Origin of the sequence: Williamwhitmania taraxaci (assembly GCF_900096565.1) — a bacterium.
GTDB lineage: Bacteria > Bacteroidota > Bacteroidia > Bacteroidales > Williamwhitmaniaceae > Williamwhitmania > Williamwhitmania taraxaci.
Genome location: NZ_FMYP01000014.1, coordinates 1 through 19,073 on the forward strand (window position 1 = coordinate 1; position 19,073 = coordinate 19,073).

General features: G+C 42.7%; 16 protein-coding genes. 11 read left to right on the plus strand and 5 right to left on the minus strand.

The window, feature by feature from the left end; all coding sequences use genetic code 11:
• Positions 1–420: group II intron maturase-specific domain-containing protein (locus BLS65_RS05345; RefSeq protein WP_317039056.1), on the plus strand; the 420-nt coding region annotated here is incomplete at its 5' end.
• Positions 421–495: 75 nt separating this feature from the next.
• Here BLS65_RS05345 and BLS65_RS05350 read toward each other — a convergent pair.
• Positions 496–1,743 (minus strand): ABC transporter permease, encoded by a 1,248-nt coding sequence (locus tag BLS65_RS05350; RefSeq protein ID WP_092436663.1) that lies wholly within the window; start codon positions 1,741–1,743, stop codon positions 496–498.
• A gap of 385 nt (positions 1,744–2,128) precedes the next feature.
• Between BLS65_RS05350 and purH the strand changes: the two genes are divergently transcribed.
• From purH to rodA, 6 genes are read left to right on the plus strand one after another with little or no spacing between them, the layout of a single operon-like run.
• Positions 2,129–3,652, plus strand: a complete 1,524-nt coding sequence (gene purH, locus BLS65_RS05355; protein WP_092436786.1) for a bifunctional phosphoribosylaminoimidazolecarboxamide formyltransferase/IMP cyclohydrolase — start codon at positions 2,129–2,131, stop codon at positions 3,650–3,652.
• A gap of 21 nt (positions 3,653–3,673) precedes the next feature.
• Entirely contained in the window at positions 3,674–4,696 is a 1,023-nt protein-coding gene (locus tag BLS65_RS05360) for a rod shape-determining protein (RefSeq protein ID WP_092436665.1), read from the plus strand.
• A 14-nt stretch (positions 4,697–4,710) separates the two neighbouring features.
• On the plus strand, positions 4,711–5,562 hold the full coding sequence (mreC, locus tag BLS65_RS05365; RefSeq protein WP_092436667.1) for a rod shape-determining protein MreC: 852 nt from the start codon (positions 4,711–4,713) through the stop codon (positions 5,560–5,562).
• On the plus strand, positions 5,555–6,061 hold the full coding sequence (gene mreD / locus BLS65_RS05370) for a rod shape-determining protein MreD (RefSeq protein WP_092436669.1): 507 nt from the start codon (positions 5,555–5,557) through the stop codon (positions 6,059–6,061). Before mreC ends, mreD begins: the two co-directional genes overlap by 8 nt.
• A gap of 25 nt (positions 6,062–6,086) precedes the next feature.
• Complete coding sequence (mrdA, locus tag BLS65_RS05375; protein ID WP_092436671.1) at positions 6,087–7,940, plus strand: penicillin-binding protein 2; 1,854 nt, start codon at positions 6,087–6,089, stop codon at positions 7,938–7,940.
• Complete coding sequence (rodA, locus tag BLS65_RS05380) at positions 7,924–9,336, plus strand: rod shape-determining protein RodA (RefSeq protein WP_244500665.1); 1,413 nt, start codon at positions 7,924–7,926, stop codon at positions 9,334–9,336. The genes mrdA and rodA overlap by 17 nt, the downstream gene beginning before the upstream one ends.
• Here the strand turns inward: rodA and BLS65_RS05385 are convergent.
• Positions 9,311–9,937 carry an acyl carrier protein phosphodiesterase gene (locus BLS65_RS05385; protein ID WP_092436673.1) on the minus strand — a complete coding sequence of 209 codons (627 nt, stop codon included), beginning with the start codon at positions 9,935–9,937 and terminating at the stop codon, positions 9,311–9,313. The genes rodA and BLS65_RS05385 overlap by 26 nt on opposite strands.
• 290 nt (positions 9,938–10,227) lie before the next feature.
• On the opposite strand from BLS65_RS05385, the gene BLS65_RS05390 reads away from it, so the two are divergent.
• Entirely contained in the window at positions 10,228–11,577 is a 1,350-nt protein-coding gene (locus tag BLS65_RS05390; RefSeq protein ID WP_092436675.1) for a cyclic 2,3-diphosphoglycerate synthase, read from the plus strand.
• Positions 11,578–11,752: 175 nt separating this feature from the next.
• Here BLS65_RS05390 and BLS65_RS05395 read toward each other — a convergent pair whose 3' ends face one another.
• Positions 11,753–12,454 (minus strand): SIMPL domain-containing protein, encoded by a 702-nt coding sequence (locus tag BLS65_RS05395; RefSeq protein WP_125869775.1) that lies wholly within the window; start codon positions 12,452–12,454, stop codon positions 11,753–11,755.
• Positions 12,455–12,761: 307 nt separating this feature from the next.
• Between BLS65_RS05395 and BLS65_RS05400 the strand changes: the two genes are divergently transcribed.
• Positions 12,762–13,628, plus strand: a complete 867-nt coding sequence (locus BLS65_RS05400; RefSeq protein ID WP_092436679.1) for a hypothetical protein — start codon at positions 12,762–12,764, stop codon at positions 13,626–13,628.
• 114 nt (positions 13,629–13,742) lie between these two features.
• Here the strand turns inward: BLS65_RS05400 and BLS65_RS05405 are convergent, their stop codons facing one another.
• Both BLS65_RS05405 and BLS65_RS05410 read right to left on the minus strand, forming a co-directional pair.
• Complete coding sequence (locus tag BLS65_RS05405; protein WP_092436681.1) at positions 13,743–15,743, minus strand: alpha amylase C-terminal domain-containing protein; 2,001 nt, start codon at positions 15,741–15,743, stop codon at positions 13,743–13,745.
• A gap of 601 nt (positions 15,744–16,344) precedes the next feature.
• Positions 16,345–16,812, minus strand: a complete 468-nt coding sequence (locus BLS65_RS05410; protein WP_092436683.1) for a hypothetical protein — start codon at positions 16,810–16,812, stop codon at positions 16,345–16,347.
• A 359-nt stretch (positions 16,813–17,171) separates the two neighbouring features.
• On the opposite strand from BLS65_RS05410, the gene BLS65_RS05415 reads away from it, so the two are divergent.
• Positions 17,172–18,242 (plus strand): type I restriction endonuclease, encoded by a 1,071-nt coding sequence (locus tag BLS65_RS05415; protein ID WP_092436685.1) that lies wholly within the window; start codon positions 17,172–17,174, stop codon positions 18,240–18,242.
• A gap of 299 nt (positions 18,243–18,541) precedes the next feature.
• A complete protein-coding gene (locus BLS65_RS05420) occupies positions 18,542–18,997 on the plus strand; it encodes a hypothetical protein (RefSeq protein WP_092436687.1) in 456 nt (151 codons plus the stop codon).
• Positions 18,998–19,073: the final 76 nt, after the last annotated feature.

The following is a 19,073-nucleotide window of genomic DNA, read 5'->3' on the forward strand; positions in this document are numbered from 1 at the left end:
GAGAAAATCAGGGCAATCACCAAGCGCAACAGAGGGGTGAGCCTCGGACAGGTTATCGCCGAGCTGAAACCAGTATTGCGCGGGTGGTTAACCTATTTTCAGCATGCAAAATGCCGTGGACTTTTACAATCGACCGACCAATGGATACGGCGCAAGTTACGCTGTTTTAGGCTTAAGCAATGTAAAAGGGTGATAACGCTCCAGCGCTTTTTAGAAAGCATGGGGGTCAAGGAATGGCAAAGCTGGATTTTAGCGCTTTCGGGCAAAGGTCATTGGCGGAAAGCAAAATGCCCACAAGCCAATCAGGCTATGAGCATTTTATGGTTTGAGGAGCAAGGCTTGTACAACCTTGTATTAAAATACGAACGTTTAACCAATTTAAGGAAACCGCCGTGTGCGAGAGCATGCACGGTGGTGTGAGAGGGCGGGGGAGCAATCCCCCTACCTACTCGATTTATCATCTGCTTCGAAAAAACATCAGATCTGTTTCTATCTTTATACTTTGGCGTTGATGGCTTCTACCGGATCGAGTTTTGATGCCGTATAGGCAGGTATGAAACCGGAAATAATCCCGATTGCAGCCGAAATGCTAAGACCGGTAATTACGTTACGCAACGATACTGAGATTTCGAAAGCGGGGGAACTTATACTAATGGCCCCAATAAAGACCAAAAAAAGCCCAATCCCGCCTCCCACAATAGAAAGAATTACCGATTCGTATAAGAATTGCAGCAGTATAAAGTATTGTTTTGCCCCTAACGCTTTTTGAACACCTATCATGTTGGTGCGTTCCTTTACCGAGACAAACATGATGTTGGCAATGCCAAATCCTCCCACCAAAATGCTAAATCCACCAATAATAATCCCGGCAATGTTGATAATGCCAAAAATCTTGTCGAGACCTTGTGATAGTTGACTAAGTTGATTAAGCGCAAAACTATCCTCTTCTAGCGGTCTAATTCGGCGTTCTGCCCGTAGAATCATCTTCACCTCATCCATTACCTCATCGGTGGGGATGTTGGGGAGTGCTTTTATCATGATTGTTGGGTTTGCTCGCCTAAGTTCCACAAAGGTTCGACCATAAAGTGCAGGAACCAGCACCACCTTGTCGATGCTTTCATCGCCCAGCATGGTTTTGCCCTCGCGGTTGAATACTCCGATCACGGTAACCCTGTTGCGCCCTATTTTGATCATCTTGCCAAGAGGGTCTTCTTTCCCAAATAGTTGAGTAGCTACGTCAATCCCAATTATAGCCAATGCCTTGCCTTGATTCGCCTCAAGTACCGAGAAGTAACGTCCCTTTGTTATTTCAAAGGATCGTATCTGATCGTAACTGTGCGTGGCGCACAGCACGGCTGCGTCCGAAACGGAGGCATTTTTGTAGGTTGGTTGTAATCTCGATCCAAATAGAAAAGCAAAAGCCTCGGCACCCTTTACTTTTCGCTCAATTGTCTCGTATTCCTTGTAGGTTGGTTGTGGTCTATTCATAAATTTCCACCAAGCGTATTCTTCTCCTTCGGGCGGCATCCAAGGCCATTTTTGAACGTAAACTACGTTGTTGCCGAGCGATTGTAAACTGTTACGAACGTTACGTTCCAGCGAATCAATTACCGTTAGAACCGAAATGATGGCGAAAATACCAATAGTGATTCCAAGCAGGGATAGAAATGTTCTCAACCTATTCACGCTTGCCGCGTGTAAGGCGAAGATAAAACTTTCAACTATCTGTCGTAAAACTTTCATTTGTCTGTTGATTTATTTTAATGATCGATCCGAGCCTGTATTGCCGCCTGCAAATAATGTTTAAATGCTCGAATTGTTTCTGTTTTCGTATGTGTTAAGATCGATTGCAATTTAGCTCAATTAAACAAACCATTCAATGCAATTCGGTTGGGTTGCACACATAATGGTCGAAATCCTTTTTGTTTGATGGAAATCCAAAGAACAAAATTGCATTTTTTTTGAGTAAGACTACACGTATTCTCTAAAGATTAATGCTCTTTTGAGGAATATATAAGGTCAAAAAACTGATATCCAGAAAAAGCATTGAAAATAACAATACTAATTGTCTTAATTGATGTTTTTTTTGGTTGGTTCTTTTATCTTTGCTAAAAAAAATATTGCCGCTATGAGTAATGAGCAAAAAATCAAAAGTGCTTTAATTTCTGTTTATTACAAGGATGGTCTTGATTTGGTGGTGAAGAAGTTGAATCACCTTGGTGTAAGAATATACTCCACTGGTGGAACTTTATCCTTCATTCACGAGTTGGGCGTGGCGGCCGAATCGGTTGAAAGTCTCACTGGTTATCCTTCAATTTTGGGTGGTCGGGTAAAAACACTACATCCCAAAGTATTTGGTGGTATTTTGGCGCGACGTGAGTTGCAAGGTGACTTAGATCAATTGATTGAATACGAAATACCTCAGATTGACCTCGTCATTGTAGATCTTTACCCTTTCGAAGAAACGGTAGCATCAGGTGCTGCAGATCAGGCTATTGTTGAGAAGATCGATATTGGCGGGATCTCCCTTATTCGGGCGGCTGCAAAGAATTTTAATGATGTGACAATTGTTGCCTCTAGGAACCAATACGGCGAGTTGTTGCATGTTCTTGAGTCAGGCAGTGGAATAACAACCCTTGAGCAGCGCAGAAACTTTGCTCGTGAAGCATTCAATGTTTCATCGCACTACGATGCTGCTATCTTTAACTACTTTTCCGGAGATAGCGGCAATGCCATAAAGGTTAGCGTGTCGGGAAAAAAGGAGTTGCGCTATGGCGAAAACCCACATCAGAAGGGTGCCTTCTTCGGCAACCTTGATGCAATTTTCACCCAGCTGCACGGCAAGGAGATATCCTACAATAATTTGCTCGATATTGACGCCGCAATAAATTTAGTTGACGAGTATTCCGAAACTACATTCGCCATTCTAAAGCATAACAACGCGTGTGGTGCTGCGTCGCGCCCTTCGCTGATGACTGCATGGAAGGATGCCCTAGCCGGTGATCCAATTTCGGCCTTCGGCGGAATTCTTATTACCAATACAGCGGTTACTGCAGATGTTGCCACCGATATTAACACTCTCTTTTTTGAGGTTATCATTGCACCGGAATACTCTCCGGAAGCGCTGGATGTGTTAAAGACAAAAAAAAATAGGATTATTCTTGTTCGGAAACCACATGCATTGGGTAAGCAGCAGTTTCGCTCGCTGCTCAATGGTGTAATGGTTCAGGACAAGGATTTAAAAACCGAAGTGGAAGCCGATATGCAGGTGAAAACCACTAAGAGTCCAACAAAGGCGGAGATATCCGATATGATGTTTGCCAATATACTTGTAAAGCACTCTAAATCCAATGCCATTGTTTTGGCTAAAGATGGGATGCTGCTTGCCAGTGGTGTTGGGCAAACTTCTCGGGTGGATGCTCTGCGGCATGCCATTGAAAAAGCAAAAAGTTTTGGTTTCGACCTTACGGGTGCCGTTATGGCCTCCGATGCTTTCTTCCCTTTTGCCGATAGCATAGAGATTGCTCATAACGCAGGTATTACTTCGGTAATTCAGCCCGGTGGTTCGGTAAAAGACCAGGATACCATTGATTACTGTAACGCCAATGGCATGGCGATGGTTTTTACAGGTGTTCGCCATTTTAAACACTAATTGACATTAAGAATTGAATATATGGGATTGTTCTCGATTTTAACGCAGGAGCTGGCCATCGACCTTGGGACTGCAAACACTATCATCATTCATAACGATAAGATTGTTGTGGATGAGCCGTCTATTGTGGCGATTGATAAAAATACCGGTAAACTTATTGCTATTGGTGAAAAGGCTCGTCAGATGCACGGCAAAACACACGATAACATAAAGACCATTAGGCCTTTGCGTGATGGAGTTATTGCCGACTTTAATGCTGCGGAACAGATGATTCGCGGAATGATTAAAATGATTAACCCCAAACACAGATTGTTTACGCCTTCCTTACGGATGGTTGTCTGCATTCCTTCGGGAAGCACTGAAGTGGAAATACGTGCAGTTCGTGACTCCTCCGAGCACGCTGGTGGACGCGATGTTTACATGATTTATGAGCCAATGGCTGCTGCCTTAGGAATTGGTCTCGACGTGGAAGCGCCATCGGGATGTATGGTTGTGGATATAGGAGGTGGTACTACGGAGATTGCTGTGATTGCACTTGGTGGTATTGTTTGTAATAAAAGTATCCGTATTGCTGGAGATGGTTTTACTGCCGATATTCAGGCATATATGCGCCATCAGCACAACATCAAAATTGGTGATCGCACCGCTGAAGATATTAAGATTGCTGTAGGTAGCGCACTTCCCGATTTGGATAACCCACCAAGCGATTATATTGTAAGGGGACCAAACTTGATGACTGCACTCCCAATTGAAGTCCCTGTTTCTTACCAGGAAATTGCTCACTGCCTCGATAAATCGATTTCGAAAGTAGAAACCGCTGTTTTGGGTGTGCTAGAACAAACTCCTCCGGAACTTTACGCCGACATTGTTACTAAGGGAATTTACCTCGCAGGAGGTGGTGCACTGCTTCGCGGACTCGATAAGCGCTTAACAGAGAAGATTAACATTCCTTTTCATGTAGCCGAGGATCCATTACACGCTGTAGCTAGAGGTACTGGTATCTCTCTTAAGAATGTTGATCGCTTCTCTTTCCTAATCCGATAGTAGATTGATTCTGGATGAATAGTTTAATTCGTTTTCTTTTCCGCTATCATATTATCTTCCTCTTCGTCTTTTTAGAGGTTATAGCGCTTGTTCTGATATCATCCGATAGCCTTTATCAGCGCTATCGCATGGTGTCTGCGGCACGAAGTGTTAGCGGTGCCCTGCATGATTGGGTTGGGGGCATTTCCGATTACGTGGATCTCCGCGATCAGAATGATATTTTGGTTCGGGAGAACCTGAACCTCCGCCGAAAATTGGCCGATTATGGAGATATGGAAACGAATATTGCGCCATATGTCCCGGATACACTTTTGCAGGATACCGCAATCAAAGTTGTTGCGCAGTATCATTACTATAGTGCTAAGGTAGTGAGTAATTCTGTGAATAAACAGCATAACTTCATTACCATTAAGGCGGGAACATCCAATGGAGTAAGACCACAGATGGGGGTAATTACTAGCAATGGTTTGGTTGGTGTTGTGAAGAGTTGCTCCAAGAACTACTCTACGGTTATAAGCCTGCTCAATACCGATTTGAAGGTAAGTGCAAAACTCCGACGTACGGGTTACTTTGGTTCGTTCGCTTGGGATGGTATTAGCCAAGATATTGTAATTCTTTCCGAAATTCCACAAAATGCCGATGTGGTTGTGGGCGATACGGTTGTTACCAGTGGGTATTCTTCCATGTTCCCTGAAGGTATTATGCTTGGCTTTATTAAGGATTTTGACATGACTGGGGGGAGTTTTTACCGAATTCGCGTAAAATTATCCAGCGAATTTCAGAAGTTGAACTATGTGTATTTAGTTGATAACGTCCAATCTGAGGAGCAAACTCAGTTGGAAAGTATAGATATCAAGAATGATTAAGTACTTACTAAAGTATTTTGGACTATTTGTTCTGCTGGTGTTGCTGCAGGAATTTTTCTTCAGCAACATTCAACTTAGTGGTTATCTAAACCCCTATGTTTACATCTTGTTCGTTTTAATGCTTCCCCTGAATACTCCGCGTTGGATTATGCTCGTGACCGCATTCTTGCTGGGGTTATCTGTCGATCTTTTTGCTAATACGTTGGGTTTTCATGCATTTGCTACGACGCTACTTGCATTCATACGACCTAATATTATTGCGCTCTTTTCGAATCGCGATGACTATAATCAAGGACCTGTCCCTACGATGGCAGGATTTGGCTTGCCTTGGTTTCTTCGTTATGCGGGCCTATGCATCCTCATACACCATTTTACGCTTTTTTACCTAGAGGCATTTACGTTTCATGGATTCTTTTTCACCTTTTTGCGAGTCATCCTAAGCAGCGTATTCACTCTTGTCATTATTGTGCTATCGCAGCTTCTGTTTTATAAAGAGTAATACTCTGCTTAATAATTAGTTTAACGTGGACGTTAGTTTTGATAGGAAATTTGTAATCTCATCCATCATAGTTGCCGCTGTTGCGGCAATTTTATTTCGCTTGTTTTTTATTCAAGTGTTGGATAACTCCTATAAGATTACAGCCAGCAATAACGTTTTTCATTACGTTACTCAGTATCCTGCTCGAGGATTAATATACAGTCGCAAAGGTGAAGTATTGGTGAGCAACCAAGCTGCATACGATTTAATGATTGTGAAAAGACAAGTTACCGCGTTTGATACCGTCGAGTTTGCTAAACTTTTAAATATTACCAAGGAGCAAGTTCTCGATAATTTTAGGGCGATGAAGCGATCTCCCTATTTTTCTGCTTACAAACAGTATCCTTTTATTAAGCAGATCTCAGCAAAAGATTATGCCCGCTTTCAGGAAAAGATGTTTCTATTCCCTGGTTTCTATGTGCAAACCCGCACCCTTCGCGACTACCCTTTCCATATAGCAGGGGGACTATTTGGCTATGTAGGTGAGGTTGAGGAGCGTATAATTGAAAAAAAACCTTACTACAAGCGCGGCGATTACATTGGGATAAATGGGTTGGAGAAGATCTATGAGGAAGAGTTACGGGGTCAAAAAGGGGTAACTATCTATATGGTTGATGTCCATAACCAGATAAAAGGCAACTATGCCGATGGTAAATTCGACTCTCTTGCCGTTGCTGGGAAGAGTATGACCATAAGTATAGATGCCGAGTTACAGGCCCTTGGTGAAAAACTAATGGTCAATAAATTGGGTAGCATTGTTGCAATAGAACCTTCTACCGGAGAGATTCTAGCACTCATTAGTAGCCCAAGTTATGATCCGTCCCTTTTGGTAGGTAGGGAGCGCACTGTTAACTTTAAGGCACTCCAGTCCGATTCGTTAAAACCGCTATTCAATAGGGCTTCCATGGCGATGTATCCTCCCGGTTCGACCTTTAAGTTGATCAATGGTTTGATCGGATTACAGGACGGGGTTCTTCGCCCTGAAATTCGCTATGCTTGCCACGGGGGATACCCCTATGGACGTGGAGTGGCTTGCCATGAACATGGATCTCCCCTCGATTTAGTGCATGCGGTGGAGAACAGTTGTAATGCTTACTTCTGCTACGTCTTTAGGAATATTATGGAGAATCCAAAGTTTGGCTCTGTTCCCGAGGCCTTAGCCTCATGGCGTCGATATGTCCTCTCTTTTGGGTTTGGTAAACGACTGGGATCTGATATTGCTAATGAGTTAAATGGGATTGTTGCTTCGCCCGAACTATATAATCGAATACACGGAAAGAATTACTGGAAAGCTCTTACCATTATATCGTTGGCTATTGGACAGGGCGAATTAGGGGTTACACCGCTTCAGATGGCCAATATGACTGCCATCATGGCCAATAGGGGTTTCTACTATACGCCTCATTTGGTCCGCAGTATTCAAGGTGTAAACGGAATAGATGAAAAATTTAAGGTTAAGCATCAGGTTTTAATTGATTCTTCTTTTTTTCGACCCATCGTCGAGGGTATGTATCTTGCCGTGAATGGTGCTCCTGGAAGTGGTGCCACTGCACGTCGTGCTGCTGTTCCCGGTCTTGATATATGCGGAAAAACTGGAACAGCTCAAAATCCACATGGGGAAGACCATTCCATTTTTATTGCATTCGCGCCCAAGGATAATCCCAAAATCGCCATTGCTGTTTACGTTGAAAATGGTGGTTTTGGTGCAACCTATGCCGCTCCCATTGCAAGTATGATGATCGAGAAATATCTTAAGGATACCGTATCGCGTCCCGATTATGAGAAATTTCTAATTGAAGCTAACTTACTTAACTCCAAGCGAAGTGGCAAGAAAAAGTGATTTTGCGAGTGGAATTGACTGGACGCTAGTTCTCATATACCTGGTGCTGGTGTTTATGGGCTGGATGAATATCTATGCTGCTGTTTTTAATGAGGAGCATTATAGTATCTTCGACCTAACCCAGCGCTATGGAATGCAGTTGATCTGGATAGCTGCAGCCGTTGTGTTAGCCATATTTACCCTTGCGGTGGATGGCAAGTTTTACTATGTGTTTGCCTATGCGCTCTATGCTCTATCCATACTTTTATTGCTTTCGGTTTTTGTATTAGGAAAAGAGGTGAATGGGGCTAAATCGTGGATATTTATCAGGGGTGTTGGTGGGATACAACCTGCCGAATTTGTAAAGGTTACCACCGTGTTGGCGCTGGCACGCCTAATGAGTTCCTATGATTTTACTTTTAAAACCATCAGGGGTTACTTAAAAGTAGGTGCTTTGCTGGGGCTGCCAATGCTTATTATCTTGGTTCAGCCCGATGTGGGGTCGGTAATGGTTTTTATGGCCTTAACCTTGATGCTCTATCGTGAGGGAATGTCGGGATGGGTTCTTGTGATCATGGCATTTGCTGCCATACTTTTTATCCTTACGCTTAAACTTTCTATGCTCGCTATTATGATCGGGCTGGTAGTGATCGGGCTTGCTGCTCTTTTCTTTTTACTGCGAAAGGGTGTTGTTATATTAGGTTTGGCTGCGGTTATAGCCACTTTGTCGACATCCATTTTCTTCCTTGTAAAAGCCGTTCACCTGGAGATTGGCGCTTATGTTTCGCTGGTTATTGCGGTGTTAATGCTTTTCCCTTTTGCCGTTATTTATGCTCTAAAGCAAAAAATACGATCCATCTTCTACATACTTGTTTTCTTTGTGACGAGTGCTGGACTTGCCTATTCGGTCGATTATGTTTTCGATAACGTATTGGAACCTCATCATCAATCACGTATCAAAGATTTACTTGGAATTGAATCCGATCCGTTAGGTTGGGGTTACAACTTAAACCAATCAAAGGTGGCTATTGGTTCCGGTGGCTTTTTAGGTAAGGGCTTTCTTCAGGGAACACAAACCAAGTACAACTTTGTTCCGGAACAGAGTACCGATTTTATCTTCTGCACCGTAGGCGAGGAGTGGGGTTTTGTAGGATCGGCTATCGTTATAAGCCTCTTTGTTGTATTACTATTTAGAATTCAGCGTACTGCCGAACGACAAAAGCAGGCATTTGCTCGAATGTATGGCTACGGGGTGCTTTCCATTCTTTTCTTTCACCTTGTGGTTAATATCGCTATGACCATTGGACTCTTTCCTGTGATAGGTATACCATTGCCCTTCTTTAGCTATGGAGGTTCTTCTCTCTGGTCGTTTACGGTTCTCCTCTTTGTATTTATAAAGATAAGTTCCGATCGTTAGCAGGGGCATTGCATCCGCATTGAATACCATAGGTTTCTTCAACCGATTCGATTAAGAAGGGGAAGAGTATTTCGAATTCACTTCTAAATGCATGGTATTCTTTTTCCAGCAATTCAATGGCAGCCTCGGTTCTATTTGGTAAACTTGTGCGTCGTGACATAATGTTGAGGGCCTCCCCAATTCCTTCTATGGTGGCGTAGGATGCCAATCGTCCGCTTTGTATTATAAAGGGCAAGAAGTATTTTACATCTTTTGGCAAGTGGTGGTAGTTGCGCACCATATTGTAATAAAACGTGCGGGTATAAGGAGTGAGTGCCGTAGCGCAATAGCTATCCCATGTGGTGGCGAGGATATGATCATAAAATATATCCACTACCACTCCTGCATAACGACCATAGACCGGAACTAGTCGTTTTTTGCTCTCTAGGAATGAATGGTGACTGTCCGTGAGGTTGTCGATAGTGCGATGCATTTTAAGCCCGATGATCACTTTTTCGGGGTAGGCGGTGAAGTTTGTTCCCTTTACGTAGTCGCCAGAGAAGTTTCCCAACTGAATTAACTCGTCTTTTCCCGATAAATATATGTGTGCAAGAAAATTCATTTTATTTTCATTTTATACAGTTTCATTTTTACAGTTTTATTTTATTTCAGCGGTTGCTATTAACTTTTATCGAGGATAATTATTTTGTTCTGTTTTTGCCAAATTGTATAAATTTCCAAGAAGTGATTGCTCCGCGTAAAGCTAAAGATTATTAGTTGTTTCGGATAAAAATATTCCATTAAAAAAAGTAATATTTAATGCTAATGGTAACTTAAATATCCTATTTTTGGAGAGGCGATAAGGCCAATACTACAAACTAACTACTAATTCTTAACAAAAAAGGAGCCATTATGTCAAAAAGAAATGTGATTATTATCGGTGCTGCCGGTAGAGACTTCCACAACTTCAACACGTTTTTCCGTGACAATAATTCTTACAACGTAGTAGCATTTACTGCTGCTCAAATTCCCGATATCGACGGTAGAAAGTATCCCGCTGCATTGGCAGGCAAGAACTATCCTAACGGAATTTCAATTTTTGCCGAGGAGGAACTTCCTCGATTGATCAAGGATTTGGATGTGCAGGACTGTGTATTTTCCTACTCCGACGTACCTTACAATCGTGTTATGAACATTAGCTCGATAGTAAATGCCGCAGGAGCAAACTTCATGCTTCTTGGTCCAAAGGAAACTATGATTAAGAGCACCAAACCAGTAATTGCTGTGGTGGCAACGCGTACTGGTTGCGGTAAATCACAAACATCCCGTCGGGTGGTTGAATATCTCATGAGCCAAGGATTGAAGGTTGTGGCTGTTCGGCACCCTATGCCTTATGGCGACTTAGTTGCTCAGCGCGTTCAACGCTATGCTGAGGTTGGCGACCTTAAGAAGCATAAATGCACCGTGGAGGAGATGGAAGAATACGAGCCACACGTAGTTCGCGGTAATGTTATTTATGCTGGCGTCGACTATGAGGATATTCTTCGTGCTGCCGAAAAAGATCCAGGCGGTTGCGATGTTATTCTCTGGGATGGTGGTAATAACGACTTCTCGTTTTATAAACCCGATCTTACCATTACCGTTGCCGATCCACACCGTCCGGGCAATGAGGTTTCCTACTACCCGGGTGAGGTTAACCTCCGCATGGCCGATGTAGTTGTAATCAACAAAATGGACTCTGCGGCTCCTGAAGGAATCCAGATTGTTCGCGAAAATATTGCCAAATGCAATCCGAAAGCAATTGTTGTTGATGCGGCATCTCCAATTACTGTTGATGATATCGATATCATTAAGGGCAAACGCTGCTTAATTGTGGAAGACGGTCCTACCCTTACCCATGGTGAAATGAAGATTGGTGCTGGTACCATTGCTGCTCGTAAGTTTGGTGCTTCCGAGGAAGTGGAAGTTCGTCCATTCTTGGTTGGCAAGCTCAAGGAGACTTTTGAGATTTACCCCAATATTGGCCGTATTCTTCCTGCTATGGGTTACGGTGCTCAGCAGCTTAAGGATCTTGAAGCTACCATTAACGGAACCGATTGCGATAGTGTTATCATTGGTACGCCAATTGACCTTAATCGAATTATTAAGATCAAAAAGCCAAACACCCGTGTTTACTATGATCTAGCCGAGATTGGTAAGCCAGATTTAACCGGAGTTCTTGGTGATTTCGTAAAGAAACATAAACTTAGCAAGAAAAAGTAATCACTCATACTATACTAGGAGAGGCGGCCATTAATGGTCGCCTCTCTTTTTGCTTTTATGTGCATCGACAAAAAGTTGCCACACTTTGCTTCTTAATACTCTCTTGTTTCTCTTTATTAAATCGACTCGATTATGGCCTTTCTACGCTACTGGAAATCTCATTGTCCTGTTTCAATTACTTTCCTTCAATAGCAAATCGCACTTGCATCCTAGCTTCCAGCGTAATTTTTGAAAATGATAGTTCGTATTCCGAATTTGCTTCGCTTCCGCTCATCATTACGTTGGCCTCTTTGCTGCGAAACTGTTCTTGTGGCATATTCTCCATCCAAGAGTTTTCCACCACCATGGTGGCGGCTCCTGCTTTCTCTCCAATAGCGTCTAACAGATATTCGGCTTTTGTTTTTGCGGCTTTCATGGCTTGAATGCGCACATCCTTTCGCAAGGTTTCCATAAGCGAGTGGCTAACCTTTACAATGTTCAAATCGGTTATTTCGATTTTTCCCAATTCGTCTACCACACTGCTCACGGTTTTTGCATCGGATACCACCAGTTGGTAAGTCTTGGAGATGAGCACGTCTTGCTTTCTACGGGAAATCTTGGTGAGGTCGCTTTCGGCATCTTGCAGCGAGAGATTCTTTATGTCGATTCCTGCACGTTTTAGTGCGCCTTTCATATCCGTTTCGAGTCGTTCAATGGAGATCTTTCCCCTGGATTCATTTCGCTCCTTCAGCATAATGCGCAAGTAGATTTGATCGGGGACCACTTCCATTTTTGCGATCCCGGTAACCTCTATGTATGGTTTCTCTTGTTGGTAAACCTGTCCAATTGCCAATGTTGTGAAGAGCATTGCTGCTGCTAAAAAACTATACTTCTTCATGGTATTATGCTTTAGTTTTATTTCTGGAAAATCGGCAAATTGTTTGAATGCCTCCAATCATTTCTTTCAAACCTCGTGCCACTTTTCGATGATAATCTGACCTTTGATTGGACAATATCTGCATATTAATTGGGTTTATACTATCATAAGTCGGTGCTTGAAGGTGTTTGCTATGTTCGTTCTTTTTTCCTTAAACCTTGCAGTACCTCTATGAATCAAGCAAAATATTAAATAGTTCTCTTTTTTGAGGAAAGGATGGTTGTGAACTTTTTTTATCTTCCTACTTTTGTATCAAAGCCAATTTACTATGCGTTTCCTTTTCTTATTTCTTATTGCCGTAATCATGTCGAGTTCATTGTGGGCTCAAAATACCGATACTACAAGAGTTGTAAAGGACTCTACTGGTTTGGTTATTCAGGATGTTATTCCGGTTTCTATTCAAGTAATCGATTCCGTTGCCAAGAAGATCGATTTACCTGTAATCACAGTAACTCCCGATTCTACTAATGTTTCCTCTTCGGTCGATACGCTTAACGTGCCTTCGATTGCTAAAGATACTGTTGTATCTAAGTCCGATAGTTCTTCTACAGGCGTGAATGCCGTTAATTCTCCCGCTGTTATTATTCCCAACGCACCGCTTGATCCTAACTATACCTACTCATCCCAAAACTATGGGTTGGCTTTAGCAAAGGTAGGTAACAAGGAGCAGACCGATACCATTGTGTTCCTCAATGGCGATAAGGTATTGGCCAATGTGAAGAAGTTTACCTTTAGAGATCTTTTTTACGGTTTCCCGGGCGATGTAAAGATGGTGGCGGTCGATCGTAGATATGTGCAAAAGATAATTTACAAGTATGGACGTGTAGAGACCATATCTGCGCGTGAGGTTGATATCCGCGAGGTAGGCGGGTGGAAGGATGTTAAGGTTCTTAAAAAGCGCACGGCTGCTATTAAGGATATGGTAGACGTAGGTGAAGTGGAGGGTGTCGATGAAGGAACACGCGAAAAGTATGTGGATGCTCGTGATCTCGAGCGCAGCGCAACCATTACCATTCAAAAGAAAGCGGCTCTTCTTGGTGCTACAATTGTGCTTATCACTACCCGCGATGTTCGCAGACCGTATGGCGATCCGCCATATGTTCGGTTGGTGGCAAGGGCCTATAAGCCGAAGTAGTGAATTGATATTCTGATAGAAAATGATTAATGAGCCATATTTTTACGGCTCATTTTTTTTGTAACGGCAGGTGAGTTTTTTATGTGTGGGCTTATTTCGGTGAGCCGGTATAGCCTAGAGTCTTTTTAATACCAATCCAGTTCTTGTTGGGAGATAGAGCATTAAATTTTCGAGTCCAAAGCTATTCGTTCCGCCAATGGTGAGATGCTTTACGCGGTTATCGACCCTGCCTTGGCCTCCAAATTCCAGATCGTCCGTAGTGAAGACGCCTTTATACGTGCCGGGTTCTACCGGTATGGGATAGTTGGTGTAGGATTGTGCGTGGTTAAAGTTAAATACAAAAAGGTAATCCTTTCGGCTGTATGCTAGCACCTGGTTGGGCGTGTCGGAGTGTCTTAGTGACGTGTACTTTTCCGAAAACAGATCACTTTTCTTGGCTAGTGCAATAAGTTGGTTGTCGAAGGTTTGCAACCATTGGTATTTTAGTTTGCTATTCTCGGCAAGGCTCCATTGCCTGCGCGCATACAGGTAGGACCAATTATTCTCCTTCCGGGGAAAGTCGATCCATTCGGGATGTCCAAACTCATTTCCCATAAAGTTGAGGTATCCCGATCCTGCCGTAGTGAGCGTGATGAGCCGAATAACCTTGTGAAGGGCAATTGCTCTATCGATTATTAGGTTGTCGAGGCCCATGTCCATGTGGGTGTAGATCTCAGCTCCGGCAAGTCGAAAGAACAGCGTTTGATCGCCCACCAATGCCTGATCGTGCGATTCGGCATAGGAGATGGTGCTTTCATCGCCACGACGACTGGTGAGCTCGTAGTAGATGTTGCCCACATCCCACTGCTCGTCCGGGAGTCCCTTTACTACCTTAATCCAATAGTCGGGTATGCCCATGGCCAAGCGATAGTCGAAGCCATAGCCGCCCTCCTCTAGTGGGGTGGCGAGCCCAGGCATTCCGCTCATCTCCTCTGCAATGGTTATGGCGCTGGGATGGGTTTCGTGAATGAGTTTGTTGGCAAGGGTTAGGTAGGCAATGGCATTCTCATCTTGTGCGCCATCGTAGTACATACGGTAATCGGTAAAGTCTTTTCCTAGTCCATGGTCGAGGTAAAGCATGCTCGTGACGCCATCGAAGCGGAGTCCATCAAACTTAAACTCATCGAGCCAATACTGGCAGTTGGAGAGGAGGAAATGCAGCACCTCCGGTCTGCCATAATTAAAGCATAGCGAATCCCATGCTACGTGCAGCCTGCGGGCTCCCGCGTGGAAGTATTGCGAGCCACTTCCGTCGAACAATCCAAGCCCTTCCATTTCGTTTTGCACCGAGTGGGAGTGAATAAGATCCATCACCACAGCTAATCCCAACCCATGCGCGGTGTCGATGAGGTGTTTAAGATCGTCGGGAGTGCCGAAGCGCGACGATACGGCAAAGAAATTGGATACATGATAGCCAAAAGACCCATAGTATGGATGCTCCTGAATGGCCATGAGCTGCACCGTGTTGTATCCATCCTTCTTAATGCGCGGAAGAATGTGCGCTGTAAACTCGTTGTAGGAGGATACCTTGCCCTCCTCGGCACTCATGCCGACGTGGGCTTCGTAAATTAGGGGATGGGTGCTGCTTGGCTCGAAATCGGGATTCTTCCATTGGAATGGATGCGAAGGGGCCCAGATTTCAGCATCGAAAACCTTAGTCTCTTCGTTTTGAACCATTCGATTGCCATAGGCAGGTAGACGGTAGCCTTCGCCACCTTCCCATTTTATGAACAGCTTATAGTGCTGTCCATGCTTAAGTGTCTTTAGTGGTAGCGTTATCTCCCAATTTCCATATAGTTTCCTAGTAAGCGAATACGCTTCATCAATTTTCCAATCGGAGAAATCACCCACCAGATAAATGGCCATTGCATTTGGTGCCCACTCCCTAAATATCCATTCTTTTGGCGTTTTGTGCAGACCAAAGTAAAGATGGCCCAAGGCAATTTCCGACAACTTTCTTCCCCTGCAGAGTATGCTTTGGCGCTGCCGAACTAGCTCTTGGCGGCGTAGAATAACATCGGCGTAGGGCAGTAAATAGGGATCGTTTTCTACAATGGGGGGTAATGAACTCTTCATGGTTTGGCAGTGTATTACTAAAGGCTAATATACGGTTTTAAAACTGAAGGTTTAAGGTTAACGGATAAAAGATGTCCTGGCGGAGAATTCAAGTGGTAGGGGAAGGTTTGCTATGGGATTATTAGGATACACCCTACTGCATCACTTTTCCGAGAGGGCATTCTTTGCATAAATTGTAGTTTTGCGCATCATTTTTTTTCCCGATTAACAGATTTGTGCTCATATCGATTAATAATTTGATGACATCTCCATTAATTAGCCAATATCATCGAATTGAATGGCTCAGTTGAAGAAAAAAGTGGTGATGTTGTATAGTATTAAGGTGAATTCTCCTTAAAATTAGCTGATGCCAGATAAAAAAATGGTGATGCCGCCATGTTTTATGGTAACGTCGGCATATTTTCAATTGATTGTCATTTTTAGCCATAGTAATGGGATGGTTTTTTACTCTTATTGGCCGGTTATTGCGCTTCTATTATAAGCCATTTGGACAAGCAGTTCGGTTTGTTTTCGGGTTGTCTTTTCCTTTTCATAGTACAAAAAAAAGCCCCAGATGGGGCTCTCTTTTAATGCTGACCAATGGTTCGGCGATAGTCTAGGTTTATTTGTTGGGATCGTTCTTGGGGCGGCCGTAACCTGGATATAGTGAACGCAAATCTTCGTATGCCGCTTTAGCACCCGGTACATTTTGCTGCGAGAGGATTTGCAAACTTTTGTAAAGCAGTAATGCATGGCTATAGGCTTCGCTGCCTGCAAGTATGGCCATGCTGCGCACGTCTACGGCAAGGAGGTCTAGCTCAGCCTCTATCTCGTTGTATGTTTCGGCTATTGTAATGTCGTTGGTGAATTCTTCTACATTTATGAGCGATAGCGAGAAGGCTGAATTGGAGGCATATTCTTGCGCTCGGCCTACAAATGCTTTCGACTTTGGACCATACTTTGCCATTCCCCTTATTTCATCGGGTGTGAGCACCACTGGGGTTGGAATTAACTCACGAACGCTTCTAATTCTAACTTTTGCCTGGTCAATGGCTGCACGTTCAACTGTGACATTAATCTGACTTTTCATAATGTAAAGGTTTGTAGTGAAACATATCACCAATTTACAACATTCCGACAACAAAAAACAATACCCTCCTCTTGATTATTACAGGTGTATGCTCCGAATAGGACGAAAATACTTGGGTTTTGTGTAAATATGTTTAGCAACATATATACTGGGTGTATGGCTACTTTATATCTCGTTTAATTGTGGCGTAACTATCAAATTCATTACATTTTCCATTCAATCCAAGCCTATGCAATACGCAATAAATAATTGATAGTCATAAAATTGGTTGTTATTGGTTTTTTAAATAAGTTTATAGGGATTAAGTTTCACTTTAAAGGTATTGATTTGTTATTGCTAACCTTAAAAAAATTATAGTTATGGAATTCAAGGAACAAATAAAGCAGCTGGGAGAAAAAGTTTCAAAATTAAGATCCCAAGTTTTAACGGAAGAAGCTACGAAAAGTGCATTCGTAATGCCTTTTATTCAAATTCTTGGTTATGATTTGTTCAACCCATTGGAGGTTGTTCCCGAATTTGTTACTGACTATGGTGCGAAAAACATTGAAAAAATTGATTACGCCATTTTAAATGATAATGTACCAGTTTTGGTTATAGAGTGTAAGAATCATGGCGAAAATTTAGACAAGCATTACACCCAAGTCCATAAATATTTCCATCTAACCAATGCTCGATTTGCTGTTTTAACAAATGGTGTGCAATATAATTTCTATGCCGATATCGATAATGCGAATAAGATGGACGAAAAGCCTTTTCTGAGTTTCGATATTACGAATATCAAAGAGCAGCAAATAAAGGAATTGGCCAAGTTTCATAAGAGTGGTTTTGATGTTAATACTATTCTTACTACGGCTAGCGAGTTGAAATATGCCAATGCCATTAGAGGTGTTCTTATGGATGAGATCTCCGTTCCAACCCCGGAATTTGTTAAGTTTTTCGTTAGTCGTGTTTATGATGGTAAAGCGACAGAAAAAGTTATGCTACAGTTTACTGGTATCGTCAAGCGTACCATCGAGCAAACATTCAATGATATTGTTAGCGATCGGCTGATGAGCGCAATTAATCAAACAAAACAGGTGCAAAACGACAGTATTCAAGATGTTGCTTTGGTTGAAACGGATGAGAGTAAGGTAATCACTACGGAGGAGGAGTTGAATGGATTCTATATTGTGAAAAGTATTTTACGAATAAAGACTGCATCCTCAAGATTGTCTTACCGGGACTCTCAATCTTACTTTAGCGTGATTTTAGATGATAATAACCGAAAGCCAATATGCAGACTCTGGTTAAATGGACAGAATAAAAAGCATATAGGTCTTTTCGATCGGGATAAGAAGGAGACAAAATATGAGATTAGTTCGCTTGATGATATTTATAACTACTCGGTACAATTACTCGAAACAGTGGGCTATTATGAAGAAGAGAAGTAAGGTCTGTTGAATTTATATCTTGCGTATTAAGGAGCCATCTATCACCGGGTGGCTCTTTTTTAATTAGCGCGAACCATGAAGTGCTATTGAATGGTTGTAAACTCAAGCCTTGAAAAGGTTGAATAACGTTTGATTATTACATTCAATCATTTTGTGGTTATTGCCTGTGGCGAACTAGCTATGCTCGGTGCAAGTTCAATCCCTTCGGGATTGCCACAATTTAAACCGCATTATTATATCGCTATCTTTGTGTCATCATCGCCTTAATTGTTGCGATAAATCCTTTGAATTTGTCCATTATGAGCGGAAGATATCCCTATGAGTGCGATCAATTTGGCGTTTCGGGCAGCGGCATACACTTACTTCGCAGCGGCTATAGCTACAAAACTCTCGATTTTACTAAGGTGGACTTTATGGTAATTAAGAAGGGCAAGGAACTTAAGCAGTGGATGCTTGTATTACTTATCGCGCTTTTGTTACTTGCTTTTGTAGGCTTAGATATGTTTTGGCTCTGGGGCGAACTAACCAATGGTTTACCAGGATTGATTTTTGTTGAGCGGTTACTCATTCCCTTTCTACCGTTGGTTCTTGGCGTATATATGCTCATAATCGCGTTGCGAACCACTACGATTATGCAGGTTTCTGCTGAGGGTAAGGTTTTTCATCTCTCGCTCTATCCCTTTGTTAAGCGTGGTAGCTTTGGTCATTTCTGCCGCTTCGTAAAGGAGGTTTATCCATCCGTTACCATTGTATAACTCGTGGCTTTCTCCTTTTTATGGGATGACTTTTGTTGCGGAATAGGTATATTCTTACACAAATATAAAAAAGCCA

Excerpts from the sequence above, each read along its gene's own strand:
- BLS65_RS05405 (WP_092436681.1), bottom strand. The coding sequence starts at position 15,743 with ATGAAGAGTTCATTACCCCCCATTGTAGAAAACGATCCCTATTTACTG.
- purH (WP_092436786.1), top strand. The coding sequence starts at position 2,129 with ATGAGTAATGAGCAAAAAATCAAAAGTGCTTTAATTTCTGTTTATTAC.
- BLS65_RS05415 (WP_092436685.1), top strand. The coding sequence starts at position 17,172 with ATGGAATTCAAGGAACAAATAAAGCAGCTGGGAGAAAAAGTTTCAAAA.
- BLS65_RS05390 (WP_092436675.1), top strand. The coding sequence starts at position 10,228 with ATGTCAAAAAGAAATGTGATTATTATCGGTGCTGCCGGTAGAGACTTC.
- BLS65_RS05350 (WP_092436663.1), bottom strand. The coding sequence starts at position 1,743 with ATGAAAGTTTTACGACAGATAGTTGAAAGTTTTATCTTCGCCTTACAC.
- BLS65_RS05395 (WP_125869775.1), bottom strand. The coding sequence starts at position 12,454 with ATGAAGAAGTATAGTTTTTTAGCAGCAGCAATGCTCTTCACAACATTG.
- BLS65_RS05400 (WP_092436679.1), top strand. The coding sequence starts at position 12,762 with ATGCGTTTCCTTTTCTTATTTCTTATTGCCGTAATCATGTCGAGTTCA.
- BLS65_RS05420 (WP_092436687.1), top strand. The coding sequence starts at position 18,542 with ATGAGCGGAAGATATCCCTATGAGTGCGATCAATTTGGCGTTTCGGGC.
- BLS65_RS05385 (WP_092436673.1), bottom strand. The coding sequence starts at position 9,937 with ATGAATTTTCTTGCACACATATATTTATCGGGAAAAGACGAGTTAATT.
- BLS65_RS05410 (WP_092436683.1), bottom strand. The coding sequence starts at position 16,812 with ATGAAAAGTCAGATTAATGTCACAGTTGAACGTGCAGCCATTGACCAG.
- mreC (WP_092436667.1), top strand. The coding sequence starts at position 4,711 with ATGAATAGTTTAATTCGTTTTCTTTTCCGCTATCATATTATCTTCCTC.
- BLS65_RS05360 (WP_092436665.1), top strand. The coding sequence starts at position 3,674 with ATGGGATTGTTCTCGATTTTAACGCAGGAGCTGGCCATCGACCTTGGG.
- mreD (WP_092436669.1), top strand. The coding sequence starts at position 5,555 with ATGATTAAGTACTTACTAAAGTATTTTGGACTATTTGTTCTGCTGGTG.